Origin of the sequence: Rhodanobacter caeni, from assembly GCF_039523575.1 — a bacterium.
Taxonomy (GTDB): Bacteria; Pseudomonadota; Gammaproteobacteria; order Xanthomonadales; family Rhodanobacteraceae; genus Rhodanobacter; species Rhodanobacter caeni.
In genome coordinates, this window is sequence record NZ_BAAAFO010000006.1 from 35,657 (window position 1) to 52,247 (window position 16,591).

A 16,591-nucleotide genomic window follows, 5' to 3' on the forward strand; every position below is an offset into this window, starting at 1 on the left:
GGAGTCAGCCAAAACTTTCGGATACGTTGAACGTGCCTGTTTCCAGGTCCACTTCGGTCTTCAGGTAGAGATTGAGCGGAATGGGCTGCGCCCACATTTCCGATTCGATGTTGAACACGAGCGACTGGTGATCCATGCGCGCGCGATCGGCCTGCACCGTCACCCTCAGCGTGCTGGCGGTCAGTCGCGGCTCGAACGCCACGATGGCGTCCTTGATCTGGCGCTGCAGCGTACTGGCGTCCACGCCGGCCAGAACCATGCCGGTAAGGTCGGGAATGCCGAAGTTCAACACCGACCGGGCAACCTCCGGATAGAGCGCCAGGTCGACGTCGTTGTCCAGATGCACGCAGTTGAGCAGCCAGGAAATGTCCCGCGTCACGCAGTCACGCAAGCGGGTGGCCGAGATCACCCGTTTCTCGCGGCTCTCGTCGGACTTGCCCGGCTCGTCGTCGGTCAACCGATCGAGCAGCGAGGGTTGCAGTCGCTCCTGGGTGGTCAGTTCGGCCATGGCTCGTGCGCCCTGGTCAAACGCTGTCGAAGGAAATGGTGCGCACGTCCAGCAAGGGGTATTCGCCGGCATCGGTGGCGAACATGCGCTGCCCGGAGCCCACGTAGAAGTCGTCGGCGGGGCTCAGCCAGTCGGTCTTGCGGGCCAACACCGCGTCGCTGTCGGCCGATTGCTCCGAACCGGGGTATCGGCAAGGAATGAAGCCCACCGCCTGGCCGCCGTTGGTCCAGGTGATCTGCACCGGCGCCCATACCTTGTCGCGCAAATCGGTGGGCGATTCGAATTTCAGTGTCTGCAGACGCGCAAAAGGCACCCAGGCGTAGCTGCCGTTGACGACGATTTCCAGGCACGGGCCAAAGCGCGGGTCGGCATCGGCGATCCATTCGAACGGCGTGTCATCGATACGGCCGGCCACGGCCGGCGCCTGCTCGAACGCCTGCTCACGCAGCGGTGCTGCCTGCTGGTGCTTGCCCTGCGCATCCAGCTTGAACGCCTGCAGCAGCAGCGCCACCCATTGTTCCGGTTCACCTATCAACGAGGGCGAACGCTCGCCCTCCACGACCTGTGCGCGCATCAGCTCGCCCTGCAACGCCTGGGTGTAGGCGTTGACCATCAACGTGTTGCCGGGGTCGAGCTCGCCACTGACCTTCAACTGGTTCTGCGCCCGCTCCCATTGGCCCAGCAAGGCGAGCAGCTGGAACAGGAACACGCGGGACTTGGCATCGGCAGGCTTGCCGCGCACCTGCGCCGTCAGCTGCTGCAATGCCTCGTTTACCCGGCCAGCTTGCAGCAGGTTCTGGGGATCTGCATCCACGATCAATCACCACTGGGTAGGAAGAACGAAGTCCGTACAAACACCCTGCTGGCCCGAAACCGGGCCAGCAGGGCGGTACATCAGGCCGCCGCGACCTTCTGCATGTCGTAGGTGAAGTCCTTGGTACCGCCATCCTTGGAGCCGTCGTCCTTCTGCGGCTGGTACATGAACTTGAACTTGCCGAAATGCAGCGTGATGTTTTCGGTCAGCTTGTCTTCGCCACCGCTGCCACCCGTGCTCAACGAGGTGATCAGCACGCCCTCGCTCAGCTCCAGGGTGAGGAAGTCGGTCTGCTCGCCGGTGGCATTGGTGACATACAGCCACGCCTGCTCGACGCGGGCGCCGGTGCAGACCGCGTTCAGCAGCGCATTGGAGCTGCCGTCCACGTACTTGGTGATGGAAAGATCCTGCACGTTCGCCTTGCCGCCACCGCCGCCACCGCCCTGGTGCAGGTTGCCGGAGTTGGAGGCACCCCACGACCATGCCAGCACCGGAATCTCTTCCTTGTGCTTGGCATGGGTGGAAGTGCCCTTGATCTCGACCTTGCCCTTGGCGAATTTGATGTGCATGTCAAAAGCCATGAAACCTCTCCTCTGTTTCCTGATTGATAAAGGATTACCGTCCGACCGAGACCTGCGCTCGACGCGATCGATGCTCCTGTCGCGGGTACATCATTTGAACCGTGGCTCGACGCCGGGTATCAGGCCTTGGCCGCGGAGGGCAGGCGCGAAACCAGTCGCAGCGACACCGTCAGGCCCTCAAGCTGGTAGTGCGGCTTGAGGTAGAACTTCGAGGTGTAGTACCCCGGCGCGCCTTCCACTTCCTCCACCACCACCTCGGCCGCCGACAGCGGCTTGCGTGCCTTGGTTTCCTCGCTGGAGTTGGCCGGGTCACCATCGATGTAGTTGGTGACCCAATTGGTCAGCCAGCTCTGCATCTGCTCGCGGCTGCTGAACGAACCGATCTTGTCGCGCACGATGCACTTCAGGTAATGCGCGAAGCGGCAGCAGGCGAACATGTACGGCAGGCGCGCGCCGAGGGCGGCGTTGGCGGTGGCGTCCGGATCGTCGTACTCCTCCGGCTTGTTCAGCGACTGCGCACTGATGAAGGCGGCCATGTCGGAGTTCTTGCGATGCACCAGCGGCATCAGGCCCATCTTGTCCAGCTCGGCCGAGCGGCGATCGGTGATCGCGATCTCGGTGGGGCACTTCATGTCCACGCCGCCGTCGTCGGTGGGGAAGGTATGCGCCGGCAGGCCTTCCACTGCGCCGCCGGACTCGATGCCGCGGATGCGCGAGCACCAGCCGTAGGCCTTGAACGAGCGGTTGATGTTGACGGCCATCGCGTACGCCGCGTTCTGCCAGGTGTACTTGGCCGAGTCGGCGCCGGCGGTGTCCTCCTCGAAGTTGAACTCCTCGACCGGGTTGGTGGCCGCGCCGTAGGGCAGGCGCGACAGCGTGCGCGGCATGGCCAGGGCCAGGTACTTGGAATCCTCCGATTCGCGCAGCGAACGCCACGCGGCGTAGTCGGGCGTGGAGAACACCTTGGCCAGGTCGCGCGGGTTGGACAATTCGTTCCAGCTGTCCATGCCCATCAGCGTCGAGTTGGCCGCCGCGATGAACGGCGCATGCGCCGCGGCCGCCACCTGGGCAATGCCGCTGAGCAGTTCCACGTCGGGCGGGCTGTGGTCGAAGTAGTAGTCGCCGACCAGGCAGCCGTACGGCTCGCCGCCGAGCTGGCCATATTCTTCTTCGTACATCTTCTTGAAGATCGGGCTCTGGTCCCACGCGGTGCCCTTGTAGCGCTTCAGCGTCTTGCCCAGCTCCTTCTTGGAGATGTTCATCACGCGGATCTTCAGCTGCTGGTCGGTCTCGGTGTTGTTGACCAGGTGATGCAGGCCTCGCCAGGCGCTTTCCAGCTTCTGGAAATCGGCGTGATGCATGATCTGGTTGATCTGCTCGCTGAGCTTGCGGTCGATCTCGGCGATATAGGCGTTGATGGTCTGGGTGACGTCGTCGGAAACGATGTCGGCCTTGTTCAGCACCTGCTCGGCCAGCGTGCGCACGGCGGATTCGACTTCCTCCTTGGCGCGCTCGCTCTTGGGTTTGAACTCCTTGCTCAGCAGCGCGGCGAAGTCGCCCGCTTCGAGGGTTGCGGTGGCGCCGCCCTGTTCGGCCTGTGTTTCGGTTGCCATGTGTTTACTCTCCGTCCGTGTCGGCAGGCTTGGCCGCCGATACCAGCGATTGCAGCAGTGCGGGGTCGTTGATGGCCTGGGCGATCAGCTTCTCGGCGCCGGCCTTGCCGTCCATGTAGGTGCCGAGGTTGGCCAGCTGGGTGCGTGCCTCCAGCAGCTTGGCCACGGGGGCGACCTTGCGGGCCACGGCGGCGGGCGAGAAGTCGTCCATGCTCTCGAAGGTGATGTCCACGTTGAGGTTGCCCTCGCCGGTCAGCGTGTTGGGCACGGCGAAGGAGACGCGCGGCTTCATCGACTGCAGGCGGTTGTCGAAATTGTCGACGTCGATCTCCAGTGCCTTGCGCTCCTCGATCGACGGCAGCTCGCTGTTGTTGACGCCGGACAGGTCCGACATCACGCCCATCACGAACGGCACCTGGACTTTCTTCTGCGCGCCGTAGACCTCGACGTCGTACTCGATCTGCACGCGCGGCGCCCTGTTTCTGGCGATGAACTTCTGACTACTCTGCTTGGCCATGCTTTATGTCTCCTCGGAGGAAGGGCAACTTGTTGCTGGGCGCGGGGTTTCCGGCATTCGGGCGCATGGACCTGCGGCGCGGCGCCATGCGTCCGCGACCACACTCTCTACGTGCCAGCACCCCGATATCCCCTCGTTCGTATGCGTCTGCATCACGTCCGTACCGCAAAACCGCCGTTGGCGACCGCGGAACGTGCCGCAAGAGAGCGGCTTCACGCAAAAATGTCGCTCCACCTGCTACTGCGCGGACGGGACGAATATCCCGTCAACTCCCCAACGACTCGTTTAGCTTACATTCATGAACGAAAACCGCGCAAGCGGCCGCCGCAAGGTGCGCGTCCCCGAAAATCATCTTATTTTTCAGGCGCTTGAGCGCGGTGTGATCAGGCGCTGCGGCGGAAATAGAACCAGGCGCCCAGCGCCAGCACGATCGCCGGCAGAAGATTGGCCGGCAGCGCGGGCACGCCGTAGACCGTGCCGAAGTTGACCAGCGCCTGCTGCAGGAAATACCAGCCGATGGCCAGCAGCATGCCCACGAACATGCGCTTGCCCAGGCCGCCGGAACGCAAGGTGCCGAACGCGAACGGCATCGCGCACAGCACCAGCACCAGCACGTTGAGCGGATACAGGGCGCGGCCCCAGAACGCCACCGCGTAGCTGCCCGGGCTTTCGCCGTTGCGCTCCTTGTAGGCCATGTTGCTGAGCAGGTCGCGCATCGACAGGTATTGCGGCTGGATCATGTTCTGCGCCAGCACCTGCGGGTCGAGGCTGGACTGCCATGGCTGGCTGTCGCTCCTGCTCGTGTGCACGCCCTGCGCGTCCAGCACGCTGCTGCGCACGTCATGCAGCATCCATTGGCGACCTTCGTGTTCGGCGGTGCGCGCCCAGTCGAAGCGGCGCAGCTGGCCGTCGTCGGCCATGGTGAACACGCGCACGTCCGCCAGTTGCACGGTGCCGCGGGCGCTCAGCATGGCCGCCTTGGCATTGATGATGTTGTTGCCGTCGCGTGCCCACAGGCCGCTGTTGGTCGCCATGCCGAGGTTGCCGGCCTTCAGCCGCAGCTGCATCGCCTGCGCCTGCTGGTCGCCCCACGGTGCGGCCGTTTCGCCCAGCACCACCACGCCGACGATCAGCACCGCGACCACGCCGGCGGCGGACGCGGCGATGCGCAGGCGCGACATGCCCGCCGCCCGCAGCGCCGTCAGCTCACCGGTGGACGCCAGCCCGCCCAGGCCCAGCAGACCGCCGATCAGGGCCGCGTTGCCGAACATCTCGTAGGCGCGGCGCGGAAAGGTCACCAGCACGTAGACGATGGCGTTGTCGAGCGTGTAGCCGTTCTTGCCCACGTTGTGCAGCTGGCGCACCAGCTGGGTCATGGCATCGAAGCCGGTCAGCACCAGCCACACCATCAGCAGCGAGCCGAGCACGCTCATGCCCACCAGCCGGTCGACGCGCTTGATCGTGAACGTGCTCATGCGTTGCCCGCGGCCGGTCGCAAGGTGGCGGTCTTGCGCGGGCTGTACTGCTTCCACAGCAACCACGCGGCGAACAGCACCACCAGCAGATGCAGCCCCCACAACGGTGCCTGATTGTGCCAATGGCCCTTGCCGATCTGCGCCCGCCCCATCGCCAGCAGCAGGTAGTACAAGTAGAAGATGATCACCGCCAGCAGCAGCCGGCCGTAGCGCGGTTCGCGCGGATTCTGCCGCGACAGCGGCACCGCCAGCAGCAACAGCACCAGGGTCAGCACCGGCGCGTTGGAGCGCCAGGCGAATTCGGCGCGCGCGTCGGGGGCGTCGGTGCGGGCAAGCGTCCAGCTGTCCAGCGCGTGTACCGGATCGTCGTCCTCGTCGCCCTGCACGTCCGAAAGCGCGGTGTCGTTGCGCGCGTAATGCATGCTGCGCCAGTCGTCCGTGCCCAGCGGGATGTCGTACTGCCAGCCCTTCTCGAAGGCGATGAAGCGATTGCCGCCGTCGCTTTCCTGGTACAGCCGGCCGCTGTCCGCGCTGATCAGCTTGATGTGCGGCTGGCCATCGCTGTCGCGCTGGGTGGCCACGAAGGTGCGCCCCAGCCGGCTGCCGTCGCGGCTCAGGCTCTCGACGAAGATGATGCCGCCCTTGCCCGGCAGATCGGTGAAGCGGCCCGCGTCCAGCCCCACCGCGATCACCGAACGGTTGGCGGCGGCCACCATCATGTCGCTGGTGCGCACCGCCCACGGCCCCAGCCACAGCGACACCACGGCGGTGATCGCCACCAGCACGCCGCTCAGCAGCAGCACCGGTTTCAGCAAGCCGCCCGCGCCCATGCCCGACGAAGCCAGCACGTGCATCTCGCTTTCGCGGTACATCCGGCCCAGGCCCATCAGCACGCCGATGAAGCTGGCCAGCGGCAACATGTTGGTGAGCCCGTCGAGCGTGCGCAACCCCAGCACCTGGAACATCACGCTGGCGGGAAAGCTGCCGCCGGCCACTTGCTGCAGCACGCGGGCGAACGCGCTGCCGGCCACGATCACCAGCAATACCACCACGGTCGCGGCCACGGTTTGCGCCAGTTCACGCAGGAAATAGCGGTCGAGGATGCTCAGCATGCGATAGACTAACCCGCTCTCCAGCCGTGCCCAGACCGGCCGGCAAACCGCGAGTTTAGCCTGTCCGGCCGCGCCGGGCCCACGCAGGAATCTTCCGATGACAGTGCAGTTCAGCCTTGGCGCGGCCGCGCCCGAAACCGTCGACAGCGACTGCGTGATCGTGGGCGTCCACGAGCAGGGCGTGCTCACCGACGCCGCCGCGCGCATCGATGCGGCCGCGGCAGGCGCGATCAAGCGCCAGCTGGAAAGCGGCGACATCAGCGGCAAGGCCGGCAGCTGCGTGATGCTTTTCGCGCCCGCGGGCGTCACCGCCAGGCGCGTGCTGGTGGTGGGCCTGGGCGCGCAGAAATCGTTCGATGGCGCGCGCTTGCGCAAGGCCTGCGTCGACGCGGTGCGCGCACTGGCGAAATCGCCCGTTGCCGACGCGGTGTCGTATCTCACCGAAGTGGACGTGCCCGGCCGCGACAGCGCCTGGCGCGTGCGCATCGCGGCGCTGGCGGCCGACCACGCCGCCTACCGCTACACCGCCACGGTCACGCCGCGCGACAAGAACGCGCTGCCGAAGCTGGCCACGATCACCTTCGCCGCCGGCGACGACGCCCAGGCCGGGCTGGATCAGGCGCGCGCCATCGCCGAGGGTGTGCGCTTCGCCCGCGACCTGGCCAACCTGCCGCCGAACATCTGCAACCCCACCCATATCGCCGCGCAGGCGCAGGCGTTTGCCGATGCCCACGCGCAAGTCACCTGTACCGTGCTCGATGAAGCCGAGATGGAAAAGCAGGGCTTCGGCTCGCTGCTGGCGGTGGCACGCGGCTCGGCCAACAAGCCGCGGTTGATCGCGCTGGAATACAAGGGCGGCAACGAGGCCGACCCGCCCTACGCGCTGGTCGGCAAGGGCGTCACCTTCGACTCCGGCGGCATCAGCCTGAAACCCGGCGCCGGCATGGAGGAAATGAAGTTCGACATGGGCGGCGCCGCCGGCGTGCTGGGCGCGTTCGTGGCCGCGGTGAAGATGGGGCTGAAGATCAACCTGGTCTGCGTGGTGCCCAGCGTGGAGAACATGCCCGGCGGCGACAGCTACCGCCCCAGCGACGTGCTCACCAGCCTTTCCGGCCTCACCATCGAAGTGCTCAACACCGATGCCGAGGGCCGGCTGATCCTCTGCGATGCGCTGACCTGGACCGCGCGGCAGTTCAAGCCGCAGGCGATGGTCGATGCAGCCACGCTCACCGGCGCCTGCGTGGTGGCGCTGGGCAAGCACGCCAGCGGCCTGATGAGCAAGCACGATGACCTGGCCGCGGAACTGCTGGCCGCCGGCGAGGAAACGCTCGACCGCGCCTGGCGGTTGCCGCTGTGGGACGACTACCAAAGCCAGCTCGATTCCGGCTTCGCCGACGTCGCCAACATCGGCGGCAAGAGCGCCGGCGCCGTCACCGCCGGCTGCTTCCTGTCGCGCTTCACCGAAGGCCAGCGCTGGGCCCACCTGGACATCGCCGGCACCGCCTGGGACGAAGGCCGCAAGGGCCTGGCCACCGGCCGTCCGGTGGCGTTGCTGGCGCAGTGGCTTGTCGACCGGGATTCGTGATTGGGGATTCGGGATTGGCAACAGCCGAAGCCCGCACTCTACCGAATCCCCAATCCCCAATCCCCAATCCCGGCTCTAAACCATGCGCGCCGATTTCTACCTGATCGCCAAACCACGCTTCCGCGAGCAGCCGCTGCTGCTGGTGTGCGAGCTGGCCAGGAAGGCGTTTGCCGCACAGCAGCCGCTGCTGATCCTCACCCGTGATTTCGCCCAGGCCGAGGCGGTGGACGAGTTGCTGTGGTCGTTCGACGAGGACAGTTTCATCCCGCATCAGCTGGCCGGCGACGAGGACGATGCCACCACCGCGGTGCTGATCGTGCCGCTGGGCATGGAAACCGCCGATCGGCCGCTGGTGCTGAACCTGCGCGACGCCTGCGCGCCCGGCAACTACGAGCGGGTGCTGGAGGTGGTGAGCGCCGATCCGTCCGCGCGCGAGGGCTCGCGTGCACGCTGGAAGGAATATCAGCGGCGCGGCTTCGAGGTGCGCAAGTTCGACATGTAGGCCGCCCGGCCCCTCAGCCGGGCTCGACTTCCTCGAGGTCGATATTGGCGTAGCAGATCAGCGCCGCGGCCAGTTGTTCGCCGGTCACCGGCTTGCGCAGGAAGCCGTCCATGCCGGCGGCGCGTGCCAGCGCCTCGTCCTCGCTGCTGGAGCGTGCGGTCACCGGCACGATCGGGAGGCGCCGGCCATCGCCCTCGCGCTGGCGGATCAGCCGCGCGATCTGGAAACCGTCCACGCCGGGCAGGTCCAGGTCCAGCAGCACCACGTCGAAGCGCGAATGCGGCAGCTCGGCCAACGCCGCCAGGCCGTTGTCCACGTGGCAGACCTGGTGCCCTTGCTGCTCCAGCAATCCGCGCAACACGGCCGCCACGATGGCGTCGTCTTCCACCAGCAGGATGCGGCGCGCACGATCGCCGCCGACCGGCGTGACCGACGCCGCTGGCGGCGGTTCGGGCAGCGGCAGGCGCACGCGGAACACGCTGCCGTGCGCCATCCGTGATTCGACCTCGATACTGCCGCCCATCATGTCGGCCAGTTCGCGGCAGATGGCCAGGCCCAGCCCGCTGCCGGCGCGCCGCTGCGGGCCCGCTTCCTGCTCGAACCGTTCGAACAGGCGCGCCTGGCTGGCCTCGGGAATGCCCGGGCCGGTGTCGCTGACGCTGAAAAGCAGGCCATCGGCCGCACGTTGCGCCCGCACCGTCACGCTGCCGCGCTGGGTGAATTTCAACGCGTTGTTGGCCAGGTTGAGCAGGATCTGCTTGACCCGCACCGCGTCGCCGATCACCCGCTCGGGCAGGTCGTCATCCACCTGCAACACGAACCGCAGGCCCTTGGCCAGCGCCAGCCCCTGCTCCAGTTGCGCCACGTCGGTGACGAGCTGGCGCGGGTCGAACGGCGCCAGCTCCAGCTCCAGCCGGCCCGCCTCGATGCGGGCCAGGTCCAGCGCATCGTTGAGCAGCTTCAGCAACATGCCGCCGGAGCGCTGCATCGCCTGCGCATATTCGTGCTGCTGCGCGTTGAGCGGCGTGCTCAACAGCAGCTCCGCCATGCCCATCACGCCGGTCATCGGCGTGCGGATCTCGTGGCTGAGCGTGGCCAGGAACTGCGTCTTGGCCGCGCTGGCCTGCTCGGCCAGCTCGCGCTGCTGCTCGATGAGCTGCAACCGGTAGCGCTGGGCCATGCGGTTGCGCCATGCGCGCAGGCCCAGGCCACCCACCAGCGCCAGCACCGCCACGTAGATCGCCCACGCCCAGCCGCGTGCCCAGGGCGGCGCCTGCACGTGGATGCGCAGCGGCGTGGCCCGATGGCCCCAGACGCCGTTCGGGCCGGCGGCCATCGCCTCGAGCGTGTAGTCGCCCGCCGGCAGGCCGGCAAAATCACGTTCGCCCCGATGGTCCACGTCCACCCAGCCGGTATCGAACCCGGTCAACCGGAAGCGGTAACGGTTGGCGTCCGGGTTGACGTAGGAGGCCACCCGCATTTCCACGCGCAGGTCGCGGTCGCGCCAGTGCAGCGACACCGCGGTGCTGTCGCGCGGCAACGGCTCGACCGCGCCATCGCGCTGCACGCTGAGGCCGGCCAGGATCACCGGCGGCGGAGAGCCGGCGGGCGTCGAGGCCGGAAAGCGCGCCGGCTGGAACGCCACCACGCCACCACCGTTGGCGGCGAATACCATGCCGTTCGACGCGGTGGCCACGGCGCCGCTGCTGAAATCGGCGTTGGTCAACCCCTGCGCCGGGCCGAAGGATTTCAGCTGCCGGGTGTCCGTGCGCAGTTGCCACAGGCCGGGGTTGGCGAATATCCACAAATGGCCACCCCGGTCGATGCGCAGATCGGTGAGCACCGACGCGAACGGCTGCGCGCTGATGTCGATGCTGTCGTCGTGGCGGGCCTTGCCATCGGCGTAGCGGTAATGGTCGAGGCTGCGGCGCGTCGCCAGCCAGAGGCCGTCGGCATCGCGCGCGAAGGTGAGGATTTCCCGCCGCGGCACCGCGGCGATCAGCGCCATCTGCCGCTGCGCCGGGTTCCAGCGCCGCAACCCGTCTGCGCTGGCGTACCACGGGCCATCGGCGTCGCAGGCGAGCTGGTCGACGTACTGCGCCTCATCGGTGGGGTCCTCCAGCGGGACCGGCGCTATCGCGTCGCTGCGCGGGTCGATCACGAACAGACCCTCGCCCCACGAGGCCACGTAGATCCGGTCGTCGGGCGCGGCGCAGAGCATCACCGGCCGGGTCATTCCCACCCGGACGATGTCGATCGGTTTCAGCGTGCCGTGGTCGAACAGGTGCAGCTCGCCCGGGCTGGCGATCCACAACCTCCCGCGCGAATCCTCCGCCAGCCACACGATCTGGCCGCGCACGCCGCGCACCACGTGCTGGACCTTGCCGGTGGTGGCGTCCAGCTTGTCCACCCAGCCGTTCTCGCCGCCCACCCACAACTGGCCGTCGCGCGCCTGCAGGATCGCCGATGCCGCGATGTTGGACAGGCTGGCCGGATCGTCCGGCACGTGGGTGAAGCGGGCAAAACCGTTCCAGCCCGGCGGCAGGTAGGCCACGCTGGACTGCTCGAAGGTGATCCACAGGCCGCCCTCGTGATCGAGCGTGGTCTGCCAGATCTTGCTGCCCGGCAGGCCGCCCGGCAGCAGCGGCTGGCCGGGAATCGTCTGCAGCTTGCCATCGCCGGCATCCAGCAGCAGGCCGTCCACGGTGCCGATCCACAGCCGGCCCTGCGCATCGCGCGTGCTGCTGGGGACGCGCCGCGACGCCAGTTGCGCGTTCGCCACCGGACGCGCCACGCCGTCGGCGCCGATGATCAGCAATCCGCCGGTGACCGCCACCCGCACCTCGCCATGACCGCCGTCGATGTGCCACACCGTGCCCACGTCGCCTTCGAACGCCGGATCGATCGGCACCCGCGCCACCGTGCCGTCGCCGTGGCGCAGGTAAAGGCCGCGCCTGGCGCCGATCCACAACATGCCGTTCGCATCGGCCAGCAAGGCGCGGGTCTGGCCGAACGACGGCGCCTTTTCGCCCGCGCTGTCCAGCGCAAGATGATCGAAGCCGGTGCCATCGGGCCGCATCCGGTCGAGGCCGTCGTCGGTGGCCACCCACAGCGTGCCGTCGGTGGTTTCGGCGATGCTCCACACCTCGTTGCTGGAAAGGCTGTGCGGTTTGGCCGCGTCGTGCTGCCACTGGTGGAAGCGACCGCTCCGCTGGTCGTAGGAGATCAGCCCGCTGGAAATGCCGCCGGCCCAGATCCGGTTTTCGCAATCCACGAACAAGGCGTAGGTGGCGTTCGCCGGCAACGATGCCGGGTCGGCGTCCGAGTGCCGGAAGGTCTTGAAGCCGACGCCGTCGTAACGCACCAGGCCGGCCGCCGAGCCAAACCACATCAAGCCGTTGCGGTCCTGGGCCACCGAATACACCGGCCCGCTGGGCAGCCCGTCGGCCACGCCATAGCGACGAAACTGCGGCGTGGGCAGGGGGCTGGCGTGCGATGCGGCGGTGGCGGGGGTGTGCGGTGCGGATGCCGGGGCCGCCTGCGCGCCGCCCGCGGCAAGCGCCAGCAAGGCGGCCGCACGCGCTGCGTGTCGCAGGAACATTGCCGACATGGATGTCCTCCCCGGCGGCCATCATGCCAAAAGCGGTCGCATGCGGCGAGCGCCGACCGTGTAACGGGCGAAGGCCGACTAGAATGCCCGCATGCCCCGACGCTTCCGACTTCTGCTCACCGCATTGGCCCTGGCGGCGCTGCTGTGGCTGCTGTTCGCCGCGGCCGAGCGCGCGCTGGCGCTGGCGCAACGTTTCCTGGCGCTGCCCGCGGCGCTGCAATGGACGCTGGGCGGCGCGCTGGCGATCTTCGCCGCCGCCGGCCTGTCCGTGCTGTGGTGGCTGCTGCGGCCGCGACGCCGGCGCCGACCCCCGCCCGCGCCCGATCGCGCCAGCCTGGAGCAACGGATCGATCAATTGCGCCAGCGCGGCGCCGACACCGGCGCACTGGGCAGCGAGCTGGCCGAGCTCGATCGCCGCCGCGCCAGCGAGCGCGTCTACGTGGCACTGTTCGGCGAAATCTCCACCGGCAAATCCAGCCTGATGCGCGCGTTGGCGCCGCAGGCGATCGCCGCCAGCGACGTGCGCGGCGGCACCACCCGCGAGGTGCGCCACCACGACGGCCGCCTGCCCGACGGACGCACGCTGGTGCTCGCCGACGTGCCTGGCAGCCGCGAGGCCGGCGGCGAAGCGCACGAAGCCCTGGCCCGCGAGGAAGCGCTGCGCGCGCATGCGGTGGTCTATCTGTGCGCCGGCGATCTCAACCGCCAGCAGGCCGACGAGCTGCGCTGGCTGGCCGATTTCGGCAAGCCGCTGCTGCTGGTGCTGAACAAGGCCGACCAATGGAGCACCGCCGAGCGCGAGCAGTTGCTGGCCCACCTGCGTCAGGTGTCGCGCGGCATCGCCAGTGCGGTGCTGGCGATCAGCGCCGGCGGCAGTGAACGTTTCCAGCGCACACTGGCCGACGGCCGCACGGAAACCGTCGAGCGCCAGCGGCAACCGCAGATCGAGCCGCTGCTGCGCGCCCTCGCGCGGCTCACCGCGGCCGGCGCCGGTAGCCTGGAGGGCCTGCGCGAAAACGCCGTGCTGGCGGGCCTGCACCAGCGCACCGGGGCACTGGAAACGCAAAGCCGCGCCGAGGAAGCCGAGCGCATCGTGCGCAAGTACGCCGGGCGCGCCGTGGTCGGTGCGCTGGCCGCAGTGGCGCCGGGCAGCGACCTGGTGATCCAGGGCGTGCTCGCCACCGGCCTCGTCCGCGCGCTGGCGCAATTGCACGAGGTGCCTGTCAGCGAGCTGCAGATCGAGGATTTCGTACGCCAGGCCCGGCTCACCGTGCGCACCGGCAGCTCGATCGTGCTGGCCGTGGCCGGCAACGCGCTGAAGGCATTCCCCGGCCTTGGCACGCTGGGCGGCGGCGTGCTGCACGCCTTTGCCTACGCGCTGATCTTCGATGCGATGGGCCGCGCCCTGTCCGCCTCGCTGGCCGAACGCCACACCCTCGACCAGGACGACGCCGGCGCCCGCCTGAAGGCCCTACTCACCGACGCCGACGGCCCACGGTTGCGCCAACTGGCCACACTCACCCTCGATGCCGTGCGCGAACGCGAACCGCCGCGTCCCTAGCCTGTGCCTGGTCCGTAGGAGCGACTTCAGTCGCGACGCTTCTGCTCTGGGCTCCGAAGAAAGAGCGTCGCGACTGAAGTCGCTCCTACAAGCGGCCGCTGCTGAAGAACACAGCGTTTCGCTCCCGCCGCTGGCACCATCGCCACCTATCGGCCAGACTTCGACCATTCATTCCCGCCTGCAGGACATCCCATGAAACTGCGCAGCAACACCGATCGATGGGGTGCGATCGCCAAGGCTTTCCACTGGACGATCGCGCTGGCGATCCTGGGCAACGGCGTGTTCGGCCTGCTGATGGATCTTTCCCGCTCGCCGATGCAGAAGATCAACTGGCTGGCGCTGCACAAGTCGATCGGCCTCACCGTGCTGGCGCTGGCGCTGCTGCGGCTGCTGTGGCGAAGTTTCGATGGCCGGCCGCGCGAAATGCCGGCGCCGCGCTGGCAGCAGTGGTCGGCCCGCGCGGTGCACGCGTTGCTGTACGCGTTGATCGTGGCGATACCGCTCAGCGGCTGGTGGTTCAACTCGGTCACCGGCAAGCCGCTGCAATGGTTCAAGCAGTTCAACCTGCCCGCGCTGGTGCCGAAGGACGACACGCTGCGCCACTTCGCCCACGGCGTGCACGAATACCTGTTCTGGTTCCTGCTGCTGGTGCTGGTGGCGCATGTGGGCGCCGCACTGAAACACCACGTGTTCGACAACGACAACGTGCTGCGCCGGATGCTGCCATTCGGCCGCCTGCGCGCGCTTCCACCCGTCAAAGGAGACCGCCGATGAAACGCCTTGTCCTGCTGTTGGCGCTGGCCTTGCCCGGCCTTGCCGCCGCCACCGATTACGCCGTGCAGCCGGGCGCCAGCACGCTGGGTTTCACGGGCACGTTCCAGGGCGAAACCTTCAACGGCCATTTCGACGCGTGGACGGCGGCGATCCGCTACGACCCCGCCGACCTGGCCCATGCGGCGTTCGATGTCACGGTGACCCTGGCCAGCGTGAAGACCGGCGACAGCGACCGCGACAGCGCCCTGCCCGGCAGCGATTTCTTCGACGTGGCGACATTCCCCACCGCCCGTTTCGTCACCACCGGTTTTCGCCGCAGCGGCGCGAAGGTCATCGCCGACGGCAAGCTCACCCTGCGCGGCGTGACCAAACCGGTAAGCCTTGAGGTGACGTTCCAGCCGGCCGCCCAGGGCGCCACGCTGGATGTGGATGGCGTGGTGCATCGGCTCGATTTCGGCGTGGGCGGCGGCGAGTACGCCGATACGTCGGTGATCGGCGCCGACGTGAAGGTCACCGCACACCTGCAACTGACCGCGAAATAACGGCGCACGGCGTTGGCTATCGACAGCTTGTGGCGGCGCCTGCGCGGACTCGTGCATTCGGCGCCGCGCGATCCGGGCGCGGTGCCGCAAGCGCGCACCTCCGGCGGTTCGTCACGCGTGGCCGACAGCCTGCGCAGCCTGCTGGACGACCCCACCATTCCCGCCGCGGTGCGCAGCGAGCTGGCCGCGGATTTCGGCCGCATCGAAAGCATGCTGGCCAAGCTGGAACGCGGCGAACTGCACGTCGCCGTGTTCGGTCGCGTGTCGGCGGGCAAGTCGGCGCTGGGCAATGCGCTGCTGGGCCGCCACGCATTTCCGGTGGGCGTCTTGCACGGCACCACTACCGAAGCCGGCCATGCCCCGCTGGACGAGGCGCAGCACGACGGCCTGGTGCTGATCGACACGCCGGGCATCAACGAACTCGATGGCGAAGCGCGCGAGCGCCTGGCCTTCGACGTGGCCGAGATCAGCGACCTGGTGGTATTCGTCTGCGATGGCGACCTCACCCGGCAGGAGCTGGACGCACTGAAGAATCTTGCCGCCACCCAGCGCCCGCTGCTGCTGGCGCTGAACAAGGCCGACCGCTACGGCGCCGACGAACTGGCCAGCCTGCTCGATCACCTGCGCCAGCGCGTGGCCGGCCTGGTTCGCCCGCACGATGTGCTGGCCGTGGCCGCGCTGCCGGCGGCGCAACGCGTAGTCGACGTGGATGCGCAAGACAGGGAAACCGTGCGCGAGCGTGCGCCGGCACCCGACGTGGCCGCGCTGCGCGAACGCCTGCTGGCGATCGCCGCGCATGAGGGCAAGACGCTTTCGGCGATCAACGCCGGCCTGTACGCGGGCCGGCTCACCGACCAGGTGAGCGCGCGCATCGCGCAAACCCGGCAGCAGGTCGCCACCCGGCTGATTCGCCATTACTGCCTGGCCAAGGGCGTGGCGGTGGCGTTGAACCCGGTTCCGGTGGCCGACCTGCTGGCCGCCGCGGGGCTGGATGCGGCGATGGTGGTGCAGCTCTCGCGCCTCTACGGCCTGCCGCTGACGCGCGCCGAATCCGGTCGCCTGGTGGCGGTGATCTCGGCGCAGCTGGCCGCCTTGATGGGCGCGATCTGGGGCATGCAGCTGGTCGCGTCCGCGCTCAAGGGCATCAGCGCCGGCTTGTCGGTGTTCGTCACCGCTGCCGCGCAGGGCGCGCTGGGCTGGTACGCCACGGTGCTGATCGGCCGCGCCGCCGAACGCTATCTGGTCGGCGGCAAATCCTGGGGCGAAGCCGGCGCCAAGCGCGCCGTCGCCGACATCGTGGCCAGCCTGGATCGCGACTCGATCCTGCGCGAGGCGCGCGGGGAAATCCTGAAGCGGCTGAAGTCGCGGCCGACGCGCGGATGAGCACTGGCAACGGA

14 protein-coding genes are annotated in these 16,591 nt (G+C 68.2%); 6 read left to right on the plus strand and 8 right to left on the minus strand.

Annotated features, from left to right (window positions below; translation table 11 throughout):
* Positions 1–4: 4 nt before the first annotated feature.
* From tssE to lptF, 7 genes are all read right to left on the minus strand, one after another.
* Positions 5–508, minus strand: coding sequence for a type VI secretion system baseplate subunit TssE (tssE, locus tag ABD017_RS16380; RefSeq protein WP_343883886.1), 504 nt, complete (start codon positions 506–508; stop codon positions 5–7).
* A 16-nt stretch (positions 509–524) separates the two neighbouring features.
* Positions 525–1,322 carry a type VI secretion system accessory protein TagJ gene (locus ABD017_RS16385; RefSeq protein WP_343883887.1) on the minus strand — a complete coding sequence of 266 codons (798 nt, stop codon included), beginning with the start codon at positions 1,320–1,322 and terminating at the stop codon, positions 525–527.
* An 80-nt stretch (positions 1,323–1,402) separates the two neighbouring features.
* Positions 1,403–1,903, minus strand: a complete 501-nt coding sequence (locus tag ABD017_RS16390) for an Hcp family type VI secretion system effector (protein ID WP_343883888.1) — start codon at positions 1,901–1,903, stop codon at positions 1,403–1,405.
* Between the two features lie 119 nt (positions 1,904–2,022).
* Positions 2,023–3,516 carry a type VI secretion system contractile sheath large subunit gene (tssC, locus tag ABD017_RS16395; RefSeq protein ID WP_343883889.1) on the minus strand — a complete coding sequence of 498 codons (1,494 nt, stop codon included), beginning with the start codon at positions 3,514–3,516 and terminating at the stop codon, positions 2,023–2,025.
* A 4-nt stretch (positions 3,517–3,520) separates the two neighbouring features.
* Entirely contained in the window at positions 3,521–4,033 is a 513-nt protein-coding gene (tssB, locus tag ABD017_RS16400) for a type VI secretion system contractile sheath small subunit (protein WP_343883890.1), read from the minus strand.
* A 383-nt stretch (positions 4,034–4,416) separates the two neighbouring features.
* Entirely contained in the window at positions 4,417–5,508 is a 1,092-nt protein-coding gene (gene lptG / locus ABD017_RS16405) for an LPS export ABC transporter permease LptG (protein ID WP_343883891.1), read from the minus strand.
* Positions 5,505–6,620 carry an LPS export ABC transporter permease LptF gene (gene lptF, locus ABD017_RS16410; protein WP_343883892.1) on the minus strand — a complete coding sequence of 372 codons (1,116 nt, stop codon included), beginning with the start codon at positions 6,618–6,620 and terminating at the stop codon, positions 5,505–5,507. Before lptF ends, lptG begins: the two co-directional genes overlap by 4 nt.
* Before the next feature lie 97 nt (positions 6,621–6,717).
* On the opposite strand from lptF, the gene ABD017_RS16415 reads away from it, so the two are divergent.
* Both ABD017_RS16415 and ABD017_RS16420 read left to right on the plus strand, forming a co-directional pair.
* Positions 6,718–8,205, plus strand: a complete 1,488-nt coding sequence (locus ABD017_RS16415; protein WP_343883893.1) for a leucyl aminopeptidase — start codon at positions 6,718–6,720, stop codon at positions 8,203–8,205.
* 82 nt (positions 8,206–8,287) lie between these two features.
* Positions 8,288–8,707, plus strand: a complete 420-nt coding sequence (locus tag ABD017_RS16420) for a DNA polymerase III subunit chi (RefSeq protein ID WP_343883894.1) — start codon at positions 8,288–8,290, stop codon at positions 8,705–8,707.
* 13 nt (positions 8,708–8,720) lie between these two features.
* Here the strand turns inward: ABD017_RS16420 and ABD017_RS16425 are convergent, their stop codons facing one another.
* Positions 8,721–12,317: a hybrid sensor histidine kinase/response regulator gene (locus ABD017_RS16425; protein ID WP_343883895.1), complete on the minus strand. Its 3,597-nt coding sequence runs from the start codon at positions 12,315–12,317 to the stop codon at positions 8,721–8,723.
* A 91-nt stretch (positions 12,318–12,408) separates the two neighbouring features.
* Here ABD017_RS16425 and ABD017_RS16430 point away from each other — a divergent pair, with 91 nt between their 5' ends.
* From ABD017_RS16430 to ABD017_RS16445, 4 genes are all read left to right on the plus strand, one after another.
* Complete coding sequence (locus tag ABD017_RS16430; protein ID WP_343883896.1) at positions 12,409–13,878, plus strand: GTPase; 1,470 nt, start codon at positions 12,409–12,411, stop codon at positions 13,876–13,878.
* 192 nt (positions 13,879–14,070) lie between these two features.
* Positions 14,071–14,652, plus strand: a complete 582-nt coding sequence (locus tag ABD017_RS16435) for a cytochrome b (RefSeq protein ID WP_343883897.1) — start codon at positions 14,071–14,073, stop codon at positions 14,650–14,652.
* Complete coding sequence (locus ABD017_RS16440; RefSeq protein WP_343883898.1) at positions 14,649–15,194, plus strand: YceI family protein; 546 nt, start codon at positions 14,649–14,651, stop codon at positions 15,192–15,194. Before ABD017_RS16435 ends, ABD017_RS16440 begins: the two co-directional genes overlap by 4 nt.
* A gap of 12 nt (positions 15,195–15,206) precedes the next feature.
* Entirely contained in the window at positions 15,207–16,577 is a 1,371-nt protein-coding gene (locus ABD017_RS16445) for a DUF697 domain-containing protein (RefSeq protein ID WP_343883899.1), read from the plus strand.
* Positions 16,578–16,591 lie beyond the last annotated feature (14 nt).

Bases quoted from the DNA above. Each gene is read 5' to 3' on its own strand.
- ABD017_RS16440 (WP_343883898.1), top strand. From the start codon at position 14,649: ATGAAACGCCTTGTCCTGCTGTTGGCGCTGGCCTTGCCCGGCCTTGCC.
- ABD017_RS16435 (WP_343883897.1), top strand. From the start codon at position 14,071: ATGAAACTGCGCAGCAACACCGATCGATGGGGTGCGATCGCCAAGGCT.
- lptG (WP_343883891.1), bottom strand. From the start codon at position 5,508: ATGAGCACGTTCACGATCAAGCGCGTCGACCGGCTGGTGGGCATGAGC.
- ABD017_RS16425 (WP_343883895.1), bottom strand. From the start codon at position 12,317: ATGTCGGCAATGTTCCTGCGACACGCAGCGCGTGCGGCCGCCTTGCTG.
- lptF (WP_343883892.1), bottom strand. From the start codon at position 6,620: ATGCTGAGCATCCTCGACCGCTATTTCCTGCGTGAACTGGCGCAAACC.
- ABD017_RS16430 (WP_343883896.1), top strand. From the start codon at position 12,409: ATGCCCCGACGCTTCCGACTTCTGCTCACCGCATTGGCCCTGGCGGCG.
- tssB (WP_343883890.1), bottom strand. From the start codon at position 4,033: ATGGCCAAGCAGAGTAGTCAGAAGTTCATCGCCAGAAACAGGGCGCCG.
- tssC (WP_343883889.1), bottom strand. From the start codon at position 3,516: ATGGCAACCGAAACACAGGCCGAACAGGGCGGCGCCACCGCAACCCTC.
- ABD017_RS16415 (WP_343883893.1), top strand. From the start codon at position 6,718: ATGACAGTGCAGTTCAGCCTTGGCGCGGCCGCGCCCGAAACCGTCGAC.
- ABD017_RS16420 (WP_343883894.1), top strand. From the start codon at position 8,288: ATGCGCGCCGATTTCTACCTGATCGCCAAACCACGCTTCCGCGAGCAG.
- tssE (WP_343883886.1), bottom strand. From the start codon at position 508: ATGGCCGAACTGACCACCCAGGAGCGACTGCAACCCTCGCTGCTCGAT.
- ABD017_RS16390 (WP_343883888.1), bottom strand. From the start codon at position 1,903: ATGGCTTTTGACATGCACATCAAATTCGCCAAGGGCAAGGTCGAGATC.